We start from the raw sequence: 18,728 nt of genomic DNA on the forward strand, positions 1-18,728 counted from the left end.
GGGGTCACTGCGGGGGTTCCGCCTCTCCGGTGGGTTCGGCCGCGCGCAGCGCCGCGCGCAGCCCGTCGATGATGTCGGCGGGCTCGCCCGAGGCGGTGAACGCGGCGGCCGTGCTGTGGCCGCCGCCGCCGAGCGCCACGCAGGCGCGGCCGACGTCCACCCCGCCCTTGGAACGGGTCGAGACGTACCAGTCGCCGACGTCGTCCTCCTTGCACACGACGGCGACCTCGGCCTCGTCGGTGCGGCGGAGCTGGTCGATCACGCCTTCGAGCTGGTCGTACGGCACGTCGCGGGCGTCCCGGTCGGTGCGGGCGATGGTCGTCCAGACCAGGCCGCGGCCGCCCGCCGCGTCGCGTTCGAGCCGGGCCCGCGCCAGCGCGCCCGCCAGCACCTGGAGGTAGCCGAACGGCGCCCGGTCCCACAGCTCGCGGCTGACGGCCTCCGCGCGCACGCCCGCGGCCAGCAGCCGTCCCGCCAGGTCGTGCACCTGCGGGGTCGTGCAGGGGTACTTGAACGACCCGGTGTCGCTCGCCAGGCCCGCGTACAGGCCCTGGGCGATGTCGCGGTCGAGCGGCACGCCGAGCCGCCGGACGAGCTCGTCGACCAGCACGGCGGTCGCCGCCGCGTCGGGATCGACGAGCCGGACGACGCCGAACCCGGTGTTGGACGCGTGGTGGTCGACGACGATCAGCGCGCCGTCGCGCTCGGCCCGTCCGGCCCGCTCGGCGAGGGAGCCGAGCCGGGCCGCGCCCGCCGCGTCCAGGGAGATCATCAGTTCGGGCGCGGCGGGCAGCCGGCCGGGCTCGACCAGCAGGTCCTGGCCGGGCAGGAAGCGCAGGATGCCGGGCACGGTGAACGGCTCGCCGAACGAGGCGTAGGCGTTCTTGCCGAGCGCCCGCAGCGCCTGCGCGAGGGCGAGCATCGAGCCGAGCGCGTCGCCGTCGGGCGCGACATGGCAGACGAGGCAGATCTCGTCGGCCGCCGAGATCAGCTCGACGGCGCGCTCCCACTCCGGCCCCGGCGGCACGGACGGCCCCGGGGCCGCGGACCCGCCGGAGCCGGCCGGACGCGGCGCCGACGCCGCGGGCCGGACCGGGTCGGTGTCGGCCGCGGGCGGCGCCTCAGGCGCGACCGTGGCCTCGACCGGCGGCGGCGCCTCGGGCGCGACCGGTACGGGCGGCGCGGCGTGGCGGGCGCCCTGCGCGTGGGAGCGCTCGCCGCGCGTCCGGGACGCGCCGCGAGGCACGATGTCGTGGCCGCCTGAGCCGTGCCCGGCCGCCTCGTACAGCGCGCACTCGCCCTGCCGCGCGGCGGCCGGCGTCTCGGCGCCGCGGCCCTGTGAGCCGTTCACGATGACGGGCGTCCCGCTTCGCCGTCGTCGTCGTCCTCCTCGTCGTCCGCGGTGCCGGCGTCGGTCTCCCGGTAGGGGTTGGCCTCGCCCGCGGGCTTGGCCTTCTGGGCGGCCCTCGCCACCTCCGCGTCCTTGGCGCGCGCCTGGGCGAGCAGGTCGTCGATGTGCGCGGCGTTCTCCATCAGGGAGTCCATGACGAACGTGATGGACGGCGTGTGCCGGATCCCGGTCTGGCGCCCCACCTCCGACCGGATGATCCCCTTGGCGCTCTCCAGGGCCGCCGCCGACTCCGCGCGCTCCCCGTCGGACCCGTAGACCGTGTAGTACACGGTCGCGTCGCGCAGGTCGTTGGTGATGCGGGTGTCGGTCACGGTCACGAAGCCGAGCCGCGGGTCCTTGATCCGCCGCTCCAGCATCTCCGCCACGATCTGCTGGATGCGGTCGGCGAGCTTGCGCGCGCGAGCTGCGTCCACCATGATCGCACTCCCTTTCTATGGTCCTCGCGGGGCCGGGCCGCGCGGGGCTCAGTCCTCGTCGTTGAACAGCCGCTGCCGCGCCGACAGCAGTTCGATCTCGGGGCGCCCGGCCACGAGCCGTTCGCACTGGTCCAGCACCTCGGTGCAGTTGGCGGCGGAGTCCGACACCACCGCCACCCCGATCTCCGTCCTGCGGTGCAGGTCCTGACCGCCGGTCTCGGAGACCGCGACCCCGGGGAACCGCTTGCGCACCTCCGCGACGATGGGCCGTACCACGGAGCGTTTCTGCTTGAGCGAACGCACGTCCCCCAGCAGCAGGTCGAGTGTCAGCGCACCCACGTACACCTGGTCGATCACCTCGGGATTCTCCAGTTGGAACGACGGCGGGAGGCCGCCGTGTTCCCCGCCCGCACGTGACCGCGGTCGCGTCGGCGGGGACCGCGCGCCGGACGCGCCTGGACGCGGCCGCCGCACGGGGTGCGCGACCATCTCGCCTGGGCGCGGTCGTCGCGCGGGCGCGCGACCGCCACGCGGGGGCGCGGCCGTCACACGGTGCTCGGCCGCCGGGGGACGGCGGCCTCGCGTGGCCGGTCCCCGCCCCGGGTGGGGGCGGGAACCGGGACATGACAGACGCCAGGCTAGAAGATCCGCCTGGCGCCGTGTCACTTGATTTTCGAGGCGGACGGCAACACGGCCCTGACGCTCGGGTCAGGGCCGCGCGGCCGGGCCGGTGCCTCAGGCGCGGGGCTTCTCCCGCATCTCGAAGCACTCGATGACGTCATCGACCTTGATGTCGTTGTAGCCGACCCCGATACCGCACTCGAAGCCCTCGCGGACCTCGGTCGCGTCGTCCTTGAAGCGGCGCAGCGACGACACCGTGAGGTTGTCGGAGACCACGACGCCGTCGCGGACGAGGCGGGCCTTGGCGTTGCGCTGGATGATCCCGGAGGTGACCATCGAGCCGCCGATGTTGCCGATCCGCGGCACCTTGAAGATCTCGCGGATCTGCGCGGTGCCGAGCTGGACCTCCTCGAACTCCGGCTTCAGCATGCCCTTGAGGGCCGCCTCGACCTCCTCGATCGCCTGGTAGATGACCGAGTAGTAGCGGATGTCCACGCCCTCGCGGTCGGCCAGCTCCTGCGCGTTGCGCTCGGGCCGCACGTTGAAGCCGATGATGACCGCGCCCTCGGACGCCAGCGACAGGTTGACGTCGTCCTGCGTGATCGCGCCGACACCGCGGCGGATGACGCGCAGGGCGACCTCCTCCCCGACGTCGATCTTGAGGAGCGAGTCCTCCAGGGCCTCCACCGAACCGGACACGTCGCCCTTGAGGATGAGCAGCAGCTCGTCCCGCTCGCCCCGCTCCAGGTCCTTGAACAGCTCTTCGAGGGAGCTGCTCTTGCGGCTGCGGAGCAGTTCGGCGTTGCGCTTGCGCGCGGTCCGCTTGTCGGCGATCTGGCGGGCGACCCGGTCGTCCTCGACGACCAGGAAGTTGTCGCCCGCGCCGGGCACGGCCGTGAGGCCGAGCACCAGCACCGGACGCGACGGTCCGGCCTCGTCGAGGTTGGTGCCGTTCTCGTCCAGCATCGCCCGGACGCGGCCGTGGGCCACGCCGCAGACGATCGAGTCGCCGACGCGGAGCGTGCCGCGCTGGACGAGCACGGTCGCCGTGGCGCCCCGGCCCTTGTCGAGGTGGGCCTCGATCGCGGAGCCCTGCGCGGGCATGTCCGGGTTGGCCTTCAGGTCGAGCTCGGCGTCGGCGGTGAGGATGACCGACTCCAGCAGCCCGTCGATGTTGATCCGCTCGCGGGCGGACACGTCGACGAACTGGGTGGTGCCGCCGTACTCCTCGGCCACCAGGCCGTACTCGGTGAGCTGGGCCCGCACGCGCTGCGGGTCCGCGCCCTCCTTGTCGATCTTGTTGACCGCGACCACGATCGGCACCCCGGCCGCGGTGGCGTGGTCGATCGCCTCGGTGGTCTGCGGCTTGACGCCGTCGTCCGCGGCGACCACCAGCACCACCAGGTCGGTGGTGTCGGCACCGCGGGCGCGCATGGCGGTGAACGCCTCGTGGCCCGGGGTGTCGATGAAGGTGATCTTGCGGTCCTCGCCGTCGACCTCGGTCTCGACCTGGTAGGCGCCGATGTGCTGGGTGATCCCGCCGGCCTCGCCCGCCACCACGTTCGCGCTGCGGATCGCGTCCAGCAGCTTGGTCTTGCCGTGGTCGACGTGGCCCATCACGGTCACGACCGGCGGACGGGACTGGAGGTTCTCCTCGCCGCCCTCGTCCTCGCCGTACTCGATGTCGAACGACTCCAGCAGCTCGCGGTCCTCGTCCTCCGGGCTGACGACCTGGACGTCGAAGTCCAGCTCCAGCCCGAGGGCCTTGAGGGTGTCCTCGCTCACCGACTGGGTCGCGGTGACCATCTCGCCGAGATGCATCATGATCGCGACGAGCGACGCCGGGTTGGCGCCGATCTTCTCGGCGAAGTCGGTCAGCGACGCGCCCTGCGGCAGCCGGATGGTCTTGCCGTGGCCGCGCGGAGCCTGCACGCCGCCGACGGCGGGCGCCTGCATGTTCTCGAACTCTTGGCGACGCGCCCTCTTGGACTTGCGCCCGCGGGCCGGACGTCCGCCGGGACGGCCGAACGCGCCCTGCGTGCCGCCGCGACCGCGACCGCCGCCACCGGGACGGGGGCCGAAGCCTCCGCCCGGACGACCGCCGCCGCCTGCGCGGGGCGCGCCGAAGCCGCCGCCACCGCCGCCCGGACGACCGCCGCCGCCGGGACGGCCTCCGCCGCCACCGCCGGGACCGCGGCCTCCGCCGCCGGGACGGCCGCCGCCACCGCCCGGTCCGCCGCGCCCGGGGGCGCCCTGGGGACGGGACGAGGGCATGTTCATCGGGCTCGGACGCGGACCGCCGCCGCCTGCCGGACGCGGCGGCATGCCGCTCGGGCTGGGACGGGGACCGCCGGCGCCCGGAGCGCCGCCGGGACGGCCGCCCGCCGGACGCGGGGGACGGTCGCCGCCGCCCGGGCGGTCGCCGCCCGGACGCGGGCCGGGGCGCGGGCCCGGCTTGGGCGACTGGCCCATGCCGGTGTTGGTCGAGCTGAACGGGTTGTTGCCCGGGCGCGGGGCGCCGGGACGGCCGCCGCCGCGACCGCCGCCGCCTTCCTGGCGCGGCCCGGGACGCGGGCCCGGCTTGGGCGCGCGGGGGCCGGGCTTCGGACCGCCGGGGGCGGAGCCGCCGGGAGCGGCGGGACCGCCCGCGGGCGGGGCGCTCGGGTCTTGGGCGCCGCGGGCGGCGCCTGCGGTGCGCTGGGCGCGTTGGACGCGCTCGGCACCGGGGTGCTCGGCGCCGGCGGCACGGGCGGCCGCGGGCCGGGCTTGGGCGCGCCGGAACCACCGGGCGCGCTCGGGGCTCCTGGGGCGCTCGGGGCGCCCGGACCCGGCTTCGGCGCGGGCGGGCGCGGAGCCTGCGGCCTCGGGCCGCCGGGCGCGCGCCTTCGCCGCCGCCACCGGACGGGCCGGGACGCGGTCCAGAGGGACGCGGAGCCTGCGGGCGCTTCTGCCCGCCCTTCTGCCCGCCGGGCTTGCCCGACGAGTTGGAGAACGCTTCGGTGAGCCTGCGAACGACCGGCGCCTCGATCGTGGAGGACGCCGAACGGACGAACTCGCCCATCTCCTGGAGCTTGGCCATGACGACCTTGCTCTCTACACCGAACTCTTTGGCGAGTTCGTAAACCCGGACCTTGGCCACTGCACTCCCTACTCGGTCCGGGGGTGCGGCCTCCGGACCGTAGCTAACTTGCCGTACTCATCGCGGCGTGCTCATCGAGCGCTCATAGCAATCTCGACCTGCTTCCGACTAGACGTCGCTTACCGTTCGGCCATCCTGCTGCTGCGCGGCCCGTGCCGCAAGCCCGTCCCGCAGCATCGTGCCGTCGAGCGGGCCCGCCAGGCGAAAGGCCCGGGGGAACGCCCGACGTCGCTCTGCGAGCTCAAGACATCCCAGGTCGGGGTGCAGATGTGCGCCCCGGCCCGGCAGCCGCCCGCGGGGATCGGGGACGAGGACGTTCTCGATCACCACAAGGCGCAGCAAGTCGGACTTGGCCGTGCGAACCCGACAGCCCACACACATGCGAATGGGGGCCGCCAGGCCACGTGAACCGAGTCTACCGCGCCGAGGCGTCGGCGGGACCTGTCGCATGCTCTCCAGACGTAGAAGATCCGGTTTCGTCGGGGTCGACCGGCTTGTCGGCCCTGGTCGGGGCCGTGTCGGCCCCGTCGGCGCTGGCGGACCGGTCGGCCCGGTCGGCGCTGTCGGTCCTGCCGGCCCTGTCGGTTCTGTCGGCCGCGCCGCCCTCGGGCTCGGTGTCGGACCGGATGTCGATCCGCCACCCGGTCAGCCGCGCCGCGAGCCGGGCGTTCTGCCCTTCCTTGCCGATGGCGAGGGAGAGCTGGTAGTCGGGGACGATCACCCGCGCGACGCGGGCGTCGAGGTCGATCACCTCCACGCTGCTGACCCGCGCCGGGGACAGCGCGTTGCCGACGAACTCGGCCGGGTCGTCCGACCAGTCGACGATGTCGATCTTCTCGCCGTGCAGCTCGGCCATCACGTTGCGGACGCGGCTGCCGAGCGGGCCGATGCAGGCGCCCTTGGCGTTCACGCCGGGCTTGCGCGACCGGACCGCGATCTTGGTGCGGTGCCCGGCCTCGCGGGCGATCGCCGCGATCTCGACGGTGCCGTCGGCGATCTCGGGACCTCCAGCGCGAACAGCTTGCGCACGAGGTTCGGGTGCGTGCGCGAGAGCTGGACCGACGGGCCGCGGTGGCCCTTGCGGACCTGCACCACGTACGCGCGGAGCCGCTCGCCGTGCTCGTACCGCTCGCCGGGGACCTGCTCCTGCGGGGGCAGCACCGCCTCGATCTTGCCGAGGTCGACCAGCACGTTGCGCGGGTCCTTGCCCTGCTGGATGATCCCGGAGACGATGTCGCCCTCGCGGCCCGCGTACTCGCCGAACGTCAGCTCGTCCTCGGCGTCGCGCAGCCGCTGGAGGATGACCTGCTTGGCCGTCGTCGCCGCGATCCGTCCGAAACCGGTGGGGGTGTCGTCGTACTCCCGGACCGACTCGCCCTCCTCGTCGGTCTCGGTCGCCCACACGGTGACGTGCCCGCTCTGCCGGTCGAGCTCGACCCGCGCGCGCTGGGCCGCGCCCTCCGTGCGGTGGTAGGCGATCAGCAGGGCGTCTTCGATGGCCTTCACCGCCACGTCGAGCGAGATGTCCTTCTCGCTCTCCAGGCCGCGCAGGGCAGTCATGTCGATGTCCACGAGGTTCCCCCCTCTAGTCCGGCTCAGCCGGAGAACGCGATTCGCCGGTCTCGCCGGCGGGTTCCGCGGCGGCGGCCGCAGCGTCGTGCGCAGGCTCCCGCGCGGCTTCATGCTCGGCGCTCCGCGCGGCGCCGGCCTCTGAGGCTGCGGAAGCGGTCTCGGCGGGCGCGGCGGTTTCGGCGGCGCGCCGCCGAGGGGCGGTGTCGGGGGTGTCGGCGAGGTCCGCCGGGTCGTCCGCGCGGCGGAACTCCACCTGAACGCGCCCGCGCCCCAGCTCGCCCCAGGCGAACCGGCGACGGGAGACCGCCGGGGCGCCGGGCTTGCCGCCGCCCTTGGCCCCCTGCCCCTTGCCCTTGCCGTTCTTGCCGCCCTGGCCCTTGCCGCGGCGCTTGTCGACGACGTCGATCACGACGGACGCGTCGTCGGCCGCGACGACGCGGCCCTCGATCTGGCCGCCCTCGGCCAGCGGGGCGACGATCAGCCGGCCGGTGGCGCGGCGCCAGTGCCGCGGCTCGGTGAGGGGACGGTCGACGCCGGGCGAGGTCACCTCCAGCACGTACGGCGCCGTGCCCATCACGTCGGACCCGTCGAGCAGGTCGGACGCGGTCTGGCTCAGCGTGGCGACGTCGTCGATGCCGACCCCGTCGTCCGCGTCCACCACGATCTTGACCAGGCGGCGGCGCCCGGCGGGCCGGACGTCGACCTCCTCGAGGTCGAACCCGGCCTCGGCGAGGGCCGGTTCGAGCAGCCGGGCCAGCTCCGTGACGGCGGCCTCGCGGCCCCGCCTGGCGGGGGCCCCGTCGCGGCCCCGCTGAGCGCGGTCACCGCCGGACTGGGCGCTCATGGGACCTCCTCATGTTGTGCTGAAATCACCGTGTGCCGGTCAACGTCCCAAGACTATCGACAGCCGGACACCTCGGCGGTAGTTCGAACAGCTCACCGGCGCGCCGGATATGGAATGCTTGAGCTGGCCCGATGGGCGGACCGCCGCCGCGGGGCTCCACCACCCGCACCACCCGGTGAGGAGACACGCTTGCCTGAGGCCACGACGCCGCCGGTCCCGCGGCGCGCGGTGCTGGGCGGGACGCTGGCCCTTCCGCTGCTGGCCGGCTGCGCCGCCGAGGCCGACGCCCCGCGCGGCGACGTCTCCACACTCGTCGGCGCGATCGCGTCCGAACAGGATCTCATCGCCTCGTACGAGGCGGCGCGGGCCGCGCACGCGTCGCTGGCCCGCCGCATCGACCCGTTCCTGGCCCACCATCGCGAGCACCTCGCGGTGCTGCGCCGCCACTACGTTCCCGGCTCGGGCGACCGCGCGGGAGAGGGTGGCAGGATTCCCGCGCCGCGCGCGCAGCAGATCCCGGCCGAGGCCCGTGCGGCGCTCGCGCGCCTGCGCGAGGCGGAGACGCGGGCGGCGAACGCGCGGGCCGCCGACGCGGGCAAGGCGGATCCGGGGCTGGCGCAGCTTCTCGCCAGCATCGGCGCCTGCGAGGCGGGACACGCCGCCGCCCTGGTGAGGACGTCATGAGCCGTACGGTGAACGCGCTGCAAAGCGCCCTGCGGGCCGAGCACGCGGCCGTCTACGGCTACGGCGTTCTCGGTGCGCGCCTGCGCGGCGTTCATCAGCAGACCGCCAAGACGTACTGGGACGCCCACCGGCTCCGCCGCGACGACCTGACTTCCCGGCTCGCGGGGCAGGGCGCCCGGCCGGACGCCGCGGCCCCCGTCTACAGCCTGCCGGTCAAGCCGACGTCCGCGCGGTCCGCCGCCCAGCTCGCCGCCGCGCTGGAGAACGACCTGGTCGGCGCGTACGTGGGGCTGGCCGGGGCGTCCGATCCGGCGCTGCGGTCGTTCGCGGCGCGGGCGATGCAGGAGGCGATGACGCGTTCGGCGCGGTGGTCGGCCGCCGCCGGGCAGCCCGCGCGTTCGGCGGCGTTCCCGGGACTGCCGCCCGAGGCCCTCTCCCCCAAGGCGCGGCCGGGCGAGTGATCTCCCGCACAGTGGGAACTCTGGGTCCTGTGTGCACGTTGGTCCGGTTTGCACTGGATCACTCGGGGGAGGAGCCAGACCGGTATGACCATGACCCAGCACGGCGGCAGGGCACAGCACGACGGCACGAACCAGCGCGGCGCGGCTCAGCACGGCGGCGTCCAGCGCGGCGGCGCGGCCCAGCACGGTGGGGCCGGCCAGCACAGTGGTGCGCCGCAGCATGGCGGTCCGGCGCAGCATGGCGGGGCGATGGACAGCCTGCGCGAGTTGCAGGCCGCCTACCGCGTCCAGCTCGCCCAGCTCGCGACCGAGCGCGACGAGGCCCGGAGGGCCGCGCGGCGCGCGAAGGCGGAGGCCGACGTCGCCCGCGCCGATCTCGCGAGCCTGAAGTCGCGGGTGCACGAACTGCTGACCGCCGCGTCGATGCACCTTCCGGCGCTGGAGGCCCCGGAGGCGGCGCCCGGACGCCCGGCCCTCACCGAGGCCCGCTCCGAGGACGCCGCGCCCATCAGGGCCGCCTGAGCGCTCGCCACGGCCCCGTTCGGCCGTGCGGTCCCCGCGCAGCCGAACGGGTCGTTGGCTTGCCCGCGTTCGCGGTCGGTCGGTTCAGTCCTCGATGTCCACGCCGTAGGAGCGGGCCAGGCCGGCGAGGCCGTGGTCGTAGCCCTGGCCGACCGCGCGGAGCCGCCACACCGGGCCGCGGCGGTAGATCTCGCAGAGCAGCAGGGTCCGTTCCGTGGTGGCCGCGTCCAGCGCGGCCTGCGCCAGAGGGCTCCCGGACCCGTCGGGCGCGGCGGTGATCTCGACGCCGCCGAGGTCGCCGAAGCGCGCCGTTCCGCCGACGGCCGCCGCGACGGTCACCTTGCGCACGGCGGCGGGCAGCGCGGACAGGTCCACGGTGACCGACTGCTCGGACGGGCCGTCGGTGGACAGGTGGACGGCCCCGTCGGGACTGTCGGGAGCGCCGTAGAACACGAAGTCCTCGTCGCAGGAGACCTGGCCGTCCTCGTCCAGCGCGAACGCGACGACGTCCACCTCGCAGGCCGTGCGCTGGGCCCACGACGCGGAGACCGTCCATCGGGCCGTTCTCGTGCTCGGGAGGTCGATGACGGCCCCGCGCGCGAGGACGGAGGGATTCCCGTCCATTGAGGCGTTGAAGGTCTCGGTGGGCGCCCCGGCGTCCAGCCAGTCGGTGTGGTGCAACGGGATCAGGAGTTTGCGGATTCGCGGCATCCGGCGGTCCTCCTCCCCTTCCGCGAGGACGAGCACGTCGGTCACGCTGGCGGAGAGGTTCACCGCCGCCGCTCCCCGAGTTCGACTACGCGCGCACGCGCGGCGGAGGCGTCCGGATGGGTGCCGCCGAGGACGAGCACGCGGCGGCCCGCCACCGGCCCGGTGGCGCGGCGGCGCGGCGCGGCAGGCGGCGCGGCAGGCGGCGCGGCGATGGGCGTAGGCGGGCCGGCGGGCGGCGGGGGCGTGGGCTGGTCGTGGGGCGTGCCTGGGCGGACGTCTTCGAGGAGCGCCAGGAAGGTTCGTTCGTCGAGGACGGGGACGCCTTCGGCCAGGGCCCTGCGCGCCTTGGCACTGCCCGAGGCGGCGTCGTTGGCGACGAGGACGCTCGTGTGCCTGCTGACGGTGGACATGACGTTCAGCCCTGCGGAAGCGGCGCGGACGGCCAGTTCCTCGCGGGGGATGCCGGTCGCGCCCGTGATGGCGATCTTCATGCCCTGGACGAGTGGGCCGCCGGGGCGAACGGTCCGGGGCTGCGGTAGGAGCAGCGCATCTTGGGGATGCGCGGTCCGTACGAGCCGTTCGCCCTGGGCGGGCACGGAACGAGCGGCAGGGACAGGCCGAGGCTGCTCGCGGCGGCCAGTGAGGCGCCCAGCACCCCCGCGAGCGCGCGGGTGTCCTCCAAGGCGTCGTGGGCCTTGGCGTGGCGGATTCCGTAGTGGGCGGCGAGTGTGCCCAGTTTCAGGTCGGCGGTCGGAGGGGCGAGGCGGCGGTTGAGAGCGAGCGTGCACAGCCGCTGGGCGACCGGCAGGAGTTTCCCGACGCGCAGGAACTCCTGGGCCAGGAACGAGTAGTCGAACTGGGCGTTGTGCGCCACCAGGACCCGTCCGCGCAGCAGCGCCTCGACCCGTTCGGCGACCTGGTCGAAGGGCGGGGCGCCGCGGAGCCGTTCGGGTGTGAGGCCGTGCACGTGGACGGGCCCGGGATCGCAGCCCGGGTCGAGGAGCGTGGAGTACTCCCCGTGGACGGTGCCGTCGGCCGCGACGGTCAGGACGGCGAGGGACAGGACGCGATGGGTGGCCGCCCGGAACCCCGACGTCTCCACATCGACGATGGCCCAGTCGTGCGGATAGTCGGGGACCCAGCGGGTGCCGGCGGCGGCCGTAGGCGACAGCATGGCCGGAGGCTAATCACGGGGTGAACGGCGCGTGAGCGGATACATCGCGACCTGCCCACATGCGGCCAGCGCCGCTCGGATCGTCCGCCCCCCGGATTGTCCGGCCCAGGGTCGTCCGGTCTAGGCGTGCCAGGTCTCGATGTGCGGGAGCAGCTCGCCGATCCGGTCGATCACGGCGTCGGGCGGGGTGAGACCCGGACGGGTGAACGCCTGCGTCGTCTGGTGCCGGACCTGGACGGCGCGGAAGCCGAGCGACTTGGCGCCGTGGATGTCGTCGTAGGGCCGGTCGCCGACGAACACGCAGGCGGACGGATCGGTGGCGCCGACGGCGTCGAGCGCGGAGCGGAACGCCTCGGCGTGCGGCTTGGTCCACGGGATCTCGCTGGAGTAGACCGCGCCGTCCAGCAGGTGCAGGATGCCGTCGCGGGCGAAGATCTTCTCGTGCCACGCGCGCGACCACATGGTGTTGGACAGCACGCCGACCTTGATGCCGCGCTCGCGCAGGGCGTCGAGGAGGCCCGGGACGTCGGGTCGGTGAGGGTGTGCGGGGTCCACAGCTCGAACTTGGTGGCCAGCAGTGCCTCGGTCGGCTCCACCCCGGCCATCGCGAACAGGTCGTCGAGGGTCGCGCTGCGGTGCTCGTCGGTGCCGCGCCGCCACAGGGCCAGCTCGGCCTCGTGCAGGGCGGCGGCGACCTCCTCGACGCGCTCGGGCGGGTGGTGCGGGGCGCAGACGTCGCGCCACATCTCGGCGAGCTCGATGTCGTGCCAGGGGGTCAGCGTGCCGCCCCAATCGAAGATCACTGCTTGGAGACCCATGCCCGGATCGTAACCATCCGGTCGGACATGACGATGATCCCTATGCGTGGACCGACCCGGAGGCGCGACCGGGGCCGCAGCGTCCTAGGGAGTCCCGAATGCGCAGGAGCCTCGCGGCCCTCGCGAGCGCCGCCGTGCTCGCGGCCGGCGCCGTGCCCGCCGCCACCGCCTCTACCACCGCCACCGCCACCACCGCCACGTCGCCGGCCGCCGCGAGTCCGATCCCGGAGGGGCCGGGGAGGGGGTGGGTGCCCGCGTACGTCGGAGGGCCCGCCACCCCGCGCGCGCTCGCGGGAAGGCCCGTCCCCGCCAACCCGTACCTGGGGCCGGTCGGAACGTCGTCCATGCACGCCGACAGCTACGCGTCCGACACCTATCCGTTCGGCGGCCCGCTGGGACGGAACCCGCGGGTGCAGAACGAGGCCAAGGGCGGGGGCCTGCTTCCGGGGCTGTGCTCCACCGAGACGTTCGCCCGGAAGAGCGGGCTGATGGTCGCGCAGTGCACGCGCGGGCAGGACTTCATGCTGCGCCTGATCGACCCGAAGACATTGAAGGACCTCGCCACGTACGAGCTGCCGCCGAGGCCCTCGACGGTGCAGGCGGTCTTCTCCGGGAGCCTCGACAAGGTCTTCACCGACACCTCCGGCGGCGCCTACCTGTATCTGGACCCGCAGGACCGCGTGGTGCTGGCCGACTCCGCGTTCCACGTGCGGCGGTTCTCGCACGGGAAGGGCGCGGACGGCGCGTGGCGGTTCACGGTCACCGACGACTGGGATCTGAGCGGGACGCTCCCCCACGACTGCGCCACCTGGACCAACCCCTGGCCGAAGGGCGAATGCGACCCGATCACGGCCGTCGGCCCCGACTGGGGCGGGCTGATCTGGTGGGTGACGCGGAACGGGCGGCTCGGCACGCTGGACCCGGAGACCGGGACCGTGCGCTCGACGCGGCTGCCGAACGAGGCGATCCAGAACTCGTTCGCCGCCGCCGAGAACGGCGTATCGATCGTTTCCGACCACGCGCTCTACCAGATGCGGGCGCGCACCGACGGCACTCCCGAGGTCGTCTGGCGGCAGCCGTACGACCGGGGCAGCGGGCGCAAGCCCGGCCAGATCGACCAGGGCTCGGGAACGACGCCGACGTTCTTCGGCGACGGGTACGTGGCCATCACCGACAACGCCGACGACCGGATGAACGTGATCGTGCGACGCCGCGCGGACGGGTCGCTCGTGTGCCGGATCCCCGTTTTCGGGAGCGGGGCGAGCGCGACGGACAACTCGCTGATCGGGTACGGCCGCAGCCTGTTCGTGGAGAACAACTACGGCTACCGCAACTTCTTCGAGCTGCCCCGGGCGGTTCGTCCGTCGGCGGAGTGAGCCGGATCGACGTCGAGCCGGGAGGGAAGGGCTGCCGTACGGTCTGGACGAGCCCCGAGCGGTCGCCGTCCACGGTGGCGAAGGTGTCGGTGGCGTCCGGCCTGCTGTACCTCTACACGAAGGAGCCGCGGAAGGACCTCATCGACGCCTGGTACCTGACGGCCGTCGATGTGCACACGGGCCGTACGGCCTACAAGGTCCTGACGGGCACCGGAAAGTGGTTCGACAACAACTGGGCGCCCATCACCCTCGGCCCTGACGGCACCGCGTACGTCGGCGTCATCGGCGGGCTCGTCGCCGTACGCGACCGCGGGTAGCCCCCCGTCGGGCGTCCGCTCGGCCCCCGCCGCCCTCGGCGATCGTGAGTAGGGCGTCCCGCGCCGGGAAGGTCCCCTGGCGGACGCCAACGACGCAGACGCTTGCAGAACGGCGTAGACGCCTGAAGGACAGAGACGCTTGGAGGGGGCCATGACCGAGCGAAGCTTCGACGACAACCGCGACCCGCGCGACAACATCGACGACATGGGGGACGACGACCAGGCCGAGGACACGGCGCTGGCCCAGCAGTACGTGGAGGACCCGCCCGACGACCTCGTCATCCAGGAGCGGGACGACGACGGCCGGGTGGGCATCTTCGAGTACGAGCGCGAGGAGTCCGACGCCGGTTCCCCGCCGTGGCCGGAGGACGACGCGCCCGCGGAGTCCGACGCCGTCAACCCCACGCGCCGCCCCTGATCCTCGCGCGTCCGCGCGGGAGGGCATCCACGAACGCGACGGCGCCCCTACGGCCGAGAGCCGTAGGGGCGCCGTCGCGACGTTCCGGGACGCTCGTCAGGGCATGCCCGGGTGCTGCATGTCCTTGCGGTACGTCCAGTAGATCATCCGCTGGTTCTTGCGCTCGGTGACGCCGTACATGCGGTCGCCGCCGGAGTACGGGTCGTACGCCAGGGATTCGCCGCCGATCGGGCCGGTCAGCTTGAACGGCGCCTTGCCGTCCCCGTCACGGTCGGCGTAGACGGTGCCGGGCGACCCTCCGTTGGAGGTGTTGTAGTAGACGGTGTCGCCGCCGTCGGAGTGGTACGAGCCGACGCCCTGGGCCTTCAGGACGTTCCCGCCGAAGACGATGGACGACTTCACCCGTCCGGACGCGTCCGCCTTCAGCGAGCCGTCGTCGTTCAGCGGCCAGCGGACCACGCGCATCGGCCGGGCCGCCGTGACACCGCCCTCAGTCTTGAATTCGCCCGTGACCAGGCTCTTGGACGTCGGGTCGTAGGTGACCGTGCTGAAGCACAGGTCCTTGTCCTGCGCCGACGGCGGCTTCTCCCAGGCGGGGCACGCTCCGGCGTTCTCCGGCCGGTACATGCCGGTCTGGAAGAGGGCGTACTTCTCGTTGTGCGCGTAGAACTTGCCGTCGGCGTCCACGCCGAGCTTGTTCTTGCCGGTGGCGACCCGGTAGGTGCGGCGGACGTCGTACACCCGCAGGCCCGCGGTGTCGGCGGTGTAGAGGAAGTCGCCCGCGAGCGCGGTGCCGCCCTGGTGCTGGGTCGCCTCCGCCACTCCCTTGGTGGTGACGCCTCCACCGGGCGCGTTCGAGGGGCGGACGTCCTTGACGACGAGCCTGCCCTCGGCCGTCGTCGTCGGGATCGCCAGCGTGACGGGCTGGTACGTGCCCTTGGCCTCCACGCGCGGGCGGGGCCCGACCGTGACCCTGGAGCCGTCGGTCACCCACTTGTCGCCGGACAGGTGCCGGTGGTACCAGCTCAGGACCAGCCCGTCGAGCTGCCGGGAACGGCTGGTCGCCACGCCCTGCGGGATCCACTGGTCGGTGCTCTTGTCGCCGTTGTCGAAGCACCAGGCGCCGACCTTGACCTTGGCGTCCATGGCCTTGACGGCGTCGTTGCCGGAGGGGCAGCCGGTCTTGTAGGTCAGGCCGTTCTGCGCCCCGGCGGCGGCCGCCGACAGGTCCGCCTGCCGCGTCATCCCGCGCGCGGGGTTGGCGGCCATCTCGTCGAGCTGCTGGAGCGCCGCTGAGGAGACCGGCGTGGACTTCAGCGTGAACGACACCCCGGGGAGCGGAGCGGTGTCGCCCGTCGCGGCGGCCGCGGCGCGCGCCGCCGCGCTCCCGGCCTGCGCGGACGGCGCCTGGAGGACCACGGTCCCGGCCGTGGCGAGGGCGGCGGCCCCGGCGCCCAGCGCGATCGCGGTGGTCCTTCGGGGGGTTGGCATGGGTTCCCTTTCGGATGAGGACACGATCGCGGCAGATGATAGATACCGGCCGCCCGGAACTGTCAGTGGGGCGTGGGAGTCTCCTGCCGGGCCACCGCCACGGGGACGTGTCGAGCCCTTCTCGACCGAAAGTGTCGAGGATCACTTTGAGGTTCTCCGCCCCACGGCAGGGAATGTCCTTACCCGGGCGAGGGTTCCCCTTTGAGGGCGAGCTTGCGAGGTGACGGCGGCATGGGCGATACACGCACGACACCGTCGCGCACCCTTTCGGGGCCCTCGCATGTCCCTTTTGACCTGGGCGTTCCCGCCGAGCCTTCCGCTCCGGCGCGCGGCGGGCCGTCCGTCCTCGCGGAGCCGTCCGCTCCGGCGCGCGGCGCGGGAGACCCGGTCGCGGACGACCTCCCCGACATCCCGGGGCTCGGCGCCGCGGAGGCCGAGCCGTCGGACGGGGCGCCCGCCTCGTGGTGGCGCAGGCGGCGCGGGCTGATCCTCCAGTGGGGGATGGTGCTCGCGGCGGTGGCGTCGCTGCCCCTCGTCTGGGACCGGCTGCCCCACCCCGCCATGCTCTGGTCCACCGCCTCGCGCGCGGAGCCGATCTGGCTGGTCGTCGTGGTCGCCGCCGAAGCGGCGTCGATGGCGTCGTTCGCGCGGCTCCAGCGCCGGCTGCTCAGGATCGGCGGGCTGCGGATGTCGCTGCGCCGGGCGTTCGCGATCACCTACGCGGGCAACGCGCTGTCCACGACGCTCCCCGCCGGGCCCGCGGTCAGCGTCGTCTACACCTACCAGCAGTTCCGGCGCGGAGGCGCGTCCGGACGGCTCGCCACGGCGGTGATCCTGGCGGGCGGCGTGATCACGACGGCCGCGTACACGGTGATCGGCATGCTCGCGGTGATGGCCGACGCGCGGGCGCGCGGCCCGGCGCTGGCGGCCATGGGGTTCCTGCTCGTCCTGGCCGCGCTGCTCGTTCCGGTGCTGCGCGTGCCGAGGGCGCGCGCCGTGCTGACCGCACCGCCGCGCCGCCTCTGGCGGGCGGCGATGGACCACCGCAGGATCGCCCCGTACGCCGCGCGCCTGCGCGAGGGCCGCGACGTGCTGCGGCCCACCCGCCGCGACTGGGGCGTGCTGGCGGTGCTCGCCACGCTCAACTGGGTGTTCGACATCATGGCGCTGCTCGCGGCGTCCCGCGCGGTCGGCATCGAGGTCGACCCGTCCGGCGTGACCCTGGCCTACTTCGCGGCCCAGGCCGCCGGAAGCGCCCTGCCGCTGCTGCCCGGGGGGATCGGCGCGATCGAGAGCAGCATGGCGGCGTCGCTGGTCGCGTTCGGCGCGACGCTGACGCCCGCCGCGGCCGCCGTCGGCCTCTACCGGCTGGTCTCGTACTGGGCGGTCGTCCTCGTCGGCTGGATCGCGTGGTTCGCCCTGCACGAGGGCCCGCGCGTCTCGGCGCGGACCCGGCGCAGGCTGGCGGCCACGGGGCACGCCGTTCTGAACGGCTTCACGTCCGCCGCGTGCCTGACCCCCTACGGCTCGGCCCACACCCTCCCCGCCGAAGCCCGCCGCTCGTAACCGCCCCCACCCGTACCAGCCCCCCGCCGTCTCGGCGGGGGGCTGACTTGTTCGGGGCGCGCGGCTGCTGCTAATCTCCCAAGCGAGCGCTTGGTCATACACTAAACGGAGGCTCGATGACGTCCCTACGGGTCAGCCTTGGCTACGAGCTTGAGGTGCGCGGGCGTTCCCGCGAGGTCGAACGGCGCGCGTTCGAGAACGTCATGGACCAGGTGGTCCTGGCCGACGGGCTCGGCTTCGACACCGCCTGGTTCGTCGAGCACCACTTCACCCGGGGCTTCTCGCACTCCTCCGCGCCCGACCTGGTCCTGGCCGGGATCTCCCAGCGGACCGAGCGGATCCACCTGGGGCTCGGCGTGGTGCTCCTGCCGTTCCAGTCGCCGATCCGCACCGCCGAACGCGTCGCCACCCTCGACGTCATCTCCGGCGGGCGCGTCGAGTTCGGCACCGGCCGGGGCGCGTCCCCGCTGGAGTACCAGGCGTTCCAGCGCCCCTTCGAGCAGTCGCGCAAGCTGTGGGAGGAGTCGCTGGAGGCCGTCCTCGCGATCTGGAACGCCGACGGCCAGCCGATCACGCGCTCCGGGGAGTACTTCGAGATCCCCGACGTGGCGGTCTACCCGCGCCCCGTCCAGGAGCCGCACCCGCCCGTGTGGGTCGCCTCGACCTCGCTGGACGGCTACCTCGCCGCGGCCAAGCAGGGCTACAACCTGCTGGGCATGACCATGCTCAAGGGCCTGGACGAGGTGGCCGAGGACATCGCCAAGTACAAGCAGGCGCTGGCCGACAACGGGTTCGACCCCGAGTCGCGCCGGATCGCGCTGATGATCCCGTGGCACGTCGCGGCCACCCAGCAGGAGGCGGTCGACGTCGCCGCCGACCCCGTGCTGTGGTACCTGCGCCGCCAGATCAACCTGGTCGCCCCGCCCGACTACACCGACGCCCGGCACGCGACGCACCGCGTCCTCGGCCAGCAGGCGGTCGGCATGCCGCCCGAGGAGGCGATGGCCATCCTGCGCGAGCAGACCATGGTCGTCATCGACGACGTCGAGGGCTCGCGCAAGGCCGTCGAGCGCATCGAGGCCGCCGGGGCCACCGACCTGATCCTCCAGGCGCAGGTCGGCGGGCTCGCGCACGAGCACGTCTGCGACTCGATGAAGCTGTTCATGCAGGAGGTCGCCAAGTGACGT

At 73.8% G+C, this 18,728-nt stretch carries 18 protein-coding genes and 2 pseudogenes; 8 read left to right on the forward strand and 12 right to left on the reverse strand.

Annotation, left to right across the window (positions count from 1 at the left end):
* Positions 1-4: 4 nt before the first annotated feature.
* From GEV43_RS03525 to rimP, 7 genes and pseudogenes are all read right to left on the reverse strand, one after another.
* The gene (locus GEV43_RS03525) at positions 5-1,351 is read right to left on the reverse strand and encodes a DHH family phosphoesterase (RefSeq protein ID WP_309239429.1); all 1,347 of its coding nucleotides are present in this window, start codon (positions 1,349-1,351) and stop codon (positions 5-7) included.
* The gene (gene rbfA / locus GEV43_RS03530; RefSeq protein ID WP_160819463.1) at positions 1,348-1,827 is read right to left on the reverse strand and encodes a 30S ribosome-binding factor RbfA; all 480 of its coding nucleotides are present in this window, start codon (positions 1,825-1,827) and stop codon (positions 1,348-1,350) included. Before rbfA ends, GEV43_RS03525 begins: the two co-directional genes overlap by 4 nt.
* Positions 1,828-1,875: 48 nt before the next feature.
* Positions 1,876-2,184 carry a DUF503 domain-containing protein gene (locus tag GEV43_RS49300; RefSeq protein ID WP_309239430.1) on the reverse strand — a complete coding sequence of 103 codons (309 nt, stop codon included), beginning with the start codon at positions 2,182-2,184 and terminating at the stop codon, positions 1,876-1,878.
* Positions 2,185-2,562: 378 nt separating this feature from the next.
* Positions 2,563-4,404 (reverse strand): translation initiation factor IF-2, encoded by a 1,842-nt coding sequence (gene infB, locus GEV43_RS49305; RefSeq protein WP_241682762.1) that lies wholly within the window; start codon positions 4,402-4,404, stop codon positions 2,563-2,565.
* 1,291 nt (positions 4,405-5,695) lie between these two features.
* Positions 5,696-6,037, reverse strand: a complete 342-nt coding sequence (locus tag GEV43_RS03545; protein WP_160819464.1) for a YlxR family protein — start codon at positions 6,035-6,037, stop codon at positions 5,696-5,698.
* A 112-nt stretch (positions 6,038-6,149) separates the two neighbouring features.
* A pseudogene (gene nusA, locus GEV43_RS03550) lies at positions 6,150-7,147 on the reverse strand (transcription termination factor NusA); the annotation flags it as partial.
* A 232-nt stretch (positions 7,148-7,379) separates the two neighbouring features.
* A pseudogene (rimP, locus tag GEV43_RS49315) lies at positions 7,380-8,003 on the reverse strand (ribosome maturation factor RimP); the annotation flags it as partial.
* A gap of 189 nt (positions 8,004-8,192) precedes the next feature.
* On the opposite strand from rimP, the gene GEV43_RS03560 reads away from it, so the two are divergent.
* The 3 genes from GEV43_RS03560 to GEV43_RS03570 all read left to right on the forward strand — a co-directional run bounded on the left by GEV43_RS03560 (position 8,193) and on the right by GEV43_RS03570 (position 9,670).
* Positions 8,193-8,687: a hypothetical protein gene (locus GEV43_RS03560; protein ID WP_160819466.1), complete on the forward strand. Its 495-nt coding sequence runs from the start codon at positions 8,193-8,195 to the stop codon at positions 8,685-8,687.
* Entirely contained in the window at positions 8,684-9,148 is a 465-nt protein-coding gene (locus GEV43_RS03565) for a ferritin-like domain-containing protein (RefSeq protein ID WP_160819467.1), read from the forward strand. Before GEV43_RS03560 ends, GEV43_RS03565 begins: the two co-directional genes overlap by 4 nt.
* 84 nt (positions 9,149-9,232) lie before the next feature.
* The gene (locus tag GEV43_RS03570) at positions 9,233-9,670 is read left to right on the forward strand and encodes a hypothetical protein (protein ID WP_160819468.1); all 438 of its coding nucleotides are present in this window, start codon (positions 9,233-9,235) and stop codon (positions 9,668-9,670) included.
* Between the two features lie 84 nt (positions 9,671-9,754).
* On the opposite strand, the gene GEV43_RS47835 is transcribed toward GEV43_RS03570, so the two are convergent.
* The 4 genes from GEV43_RS47835 to GEV43_RS54570 form a co-directional block, all read right to left on the reverse strand.
* Positions 9,755-10,444, reverse strand: coding sequence for a TerD family protein (locus GEV43_RS47835; protein WP_206681051.1), 690 nt, complete (start codon positions 10,442-10,444; stop codon positions 9,755-9,757).
* Positions 10,441-10,872: a BRCT domain-containing protein gene (locus tag GEV43_RS47840; RefSeq protein WP_206681052.1), complete on the reverse strand. Its 432-nt coding sequence runs from the start codon at positions 10,870-10,872 to the stop codon at positions 10,441-10,443. The genes GEV43_RS47835 and GEV43_RS47840 overlap by 4 nt, the downstream gene beginning before the upstream one ends.
* Positions 10,869-11,555 carry an exonuclease domain-containing protein gene (locus GEV43_RS47845; protein WP_206681053.1) on the reverse strand — a complete coding sequence of 229 codons (687 nt, stop codon included), beginning with the start codon at positions 11,553-11,555 and terminating at the stop codon, positions 10,869-10,871. Before GEV43_RS47845 ends, GEV43_RS47840 begins: the two co-directional genes overlap by 4 nt.
* 120 nt (positions 11,556-11,675) lie before the next feature.
* Positions 11,676-12,110, reverse strand: coding sequence for an HAD family hydrolase (locus GEV43_RS54570; RefSeq protein ID WP_206681054.1), 435 nt, complete (start codon positions 12,108-12,110; stop codon positions 11,676-11,678).
* Positions 12,111-12,471: 361 nt separating this feature from the next.
* Between GEV43_RS54570 and GEV43_RS03585 the strand changes: the two genes are divergently transcribed.
* From GEV43_RS03585 to GEV43_RS03590, 3 genes are all read left to right on the forward strand, one after another.
* Positions 12,472-13,749, forward strand: a complete 1,278-nt coding sequence (locus GEV43_RS03585) for a hypothetical protein (protein ID WP_241682765.1) — start codon at positions 12,472-12,474, stop codon at positions 13,747-13,749.
* Entirely contained in the window at positions 13,746-14,066 is a 321-nt protein-coding gene (locus tag GEV43_RS49325) for a hypothetical protein (protein WP_241682766.1), read from the forward strand. Before GEV43_RS03585 ends, GEV43_RS49325 begins: the two co-directional genes overlap by 4 nt.
* Positions 14,067-14,217: 151 nt before the next feature.
* Complete coding sequence (locus tag GEV43_RS03590; RefSeq protein ID WP_160819469.1) at positions 14,218-14,484, forward strand: hypothetical protein; 267 nt, start codon at positions 14,218-14,220, stop codon at positions 14,482-14,484.
* A gap of 96 nt (positions 14,485-14,580) precedes the next feature.
* On the opposite strand, the gene GEV43_RS03595 is transcribed toward GEV43_RS03590, so the two are convergent.
* Entirely contained in the window at positions 14,581-15,975 is a 1,395-nt protein-coding gene (locus tag GEV43_RS03595; RefSeq protein ID WP_160819470.1) for a hypothetical protein, read from the reverse strand.
* A gap of 231 nt (positions 15,976-16,206) precedes the next feature.
* Between GEV43_RS03595 and GEV43_RS03600 the strand changes: the two genes are divergently transcribed.
* On the forward strand, positions 16,207-17,541 hold the full coding sequence (locus tag GEV43_RS03600; RefSeq protein ID WP_241682767.1) for a lysylphosphatidylglycerol synthase transmembrane domain-containing protein: 1,335 nt from the start codon (positions 16,207-16,209) through the stop codon (positions 17,539-17,541).
* Positions 17,542-17,657: 116 nt separating this feature from the next.
* Positions 17,658-18,725: an LLM class flavin-dependent oxidoreductase gene (locus GEV43_RS03605; protein WP_160819471.1), complete on the forward strand. Its 1,068-nt coding sequence runs from the start codon at positions 17,658-17,660 to the stop codon at positions 18,723-18,725.
* Positions 18,726-18,728: the final 3 nt, after the last annotated feature.

This window comes from Actinomadura sp. J1-007, from assembly GCF_009793335.1.
GTDB lineage: Bacteria > Actinomycetota > Actinomycetes > Streptosporangiales > Streptosporangiaceae > Spirillospora > Spirillospora yumaensis.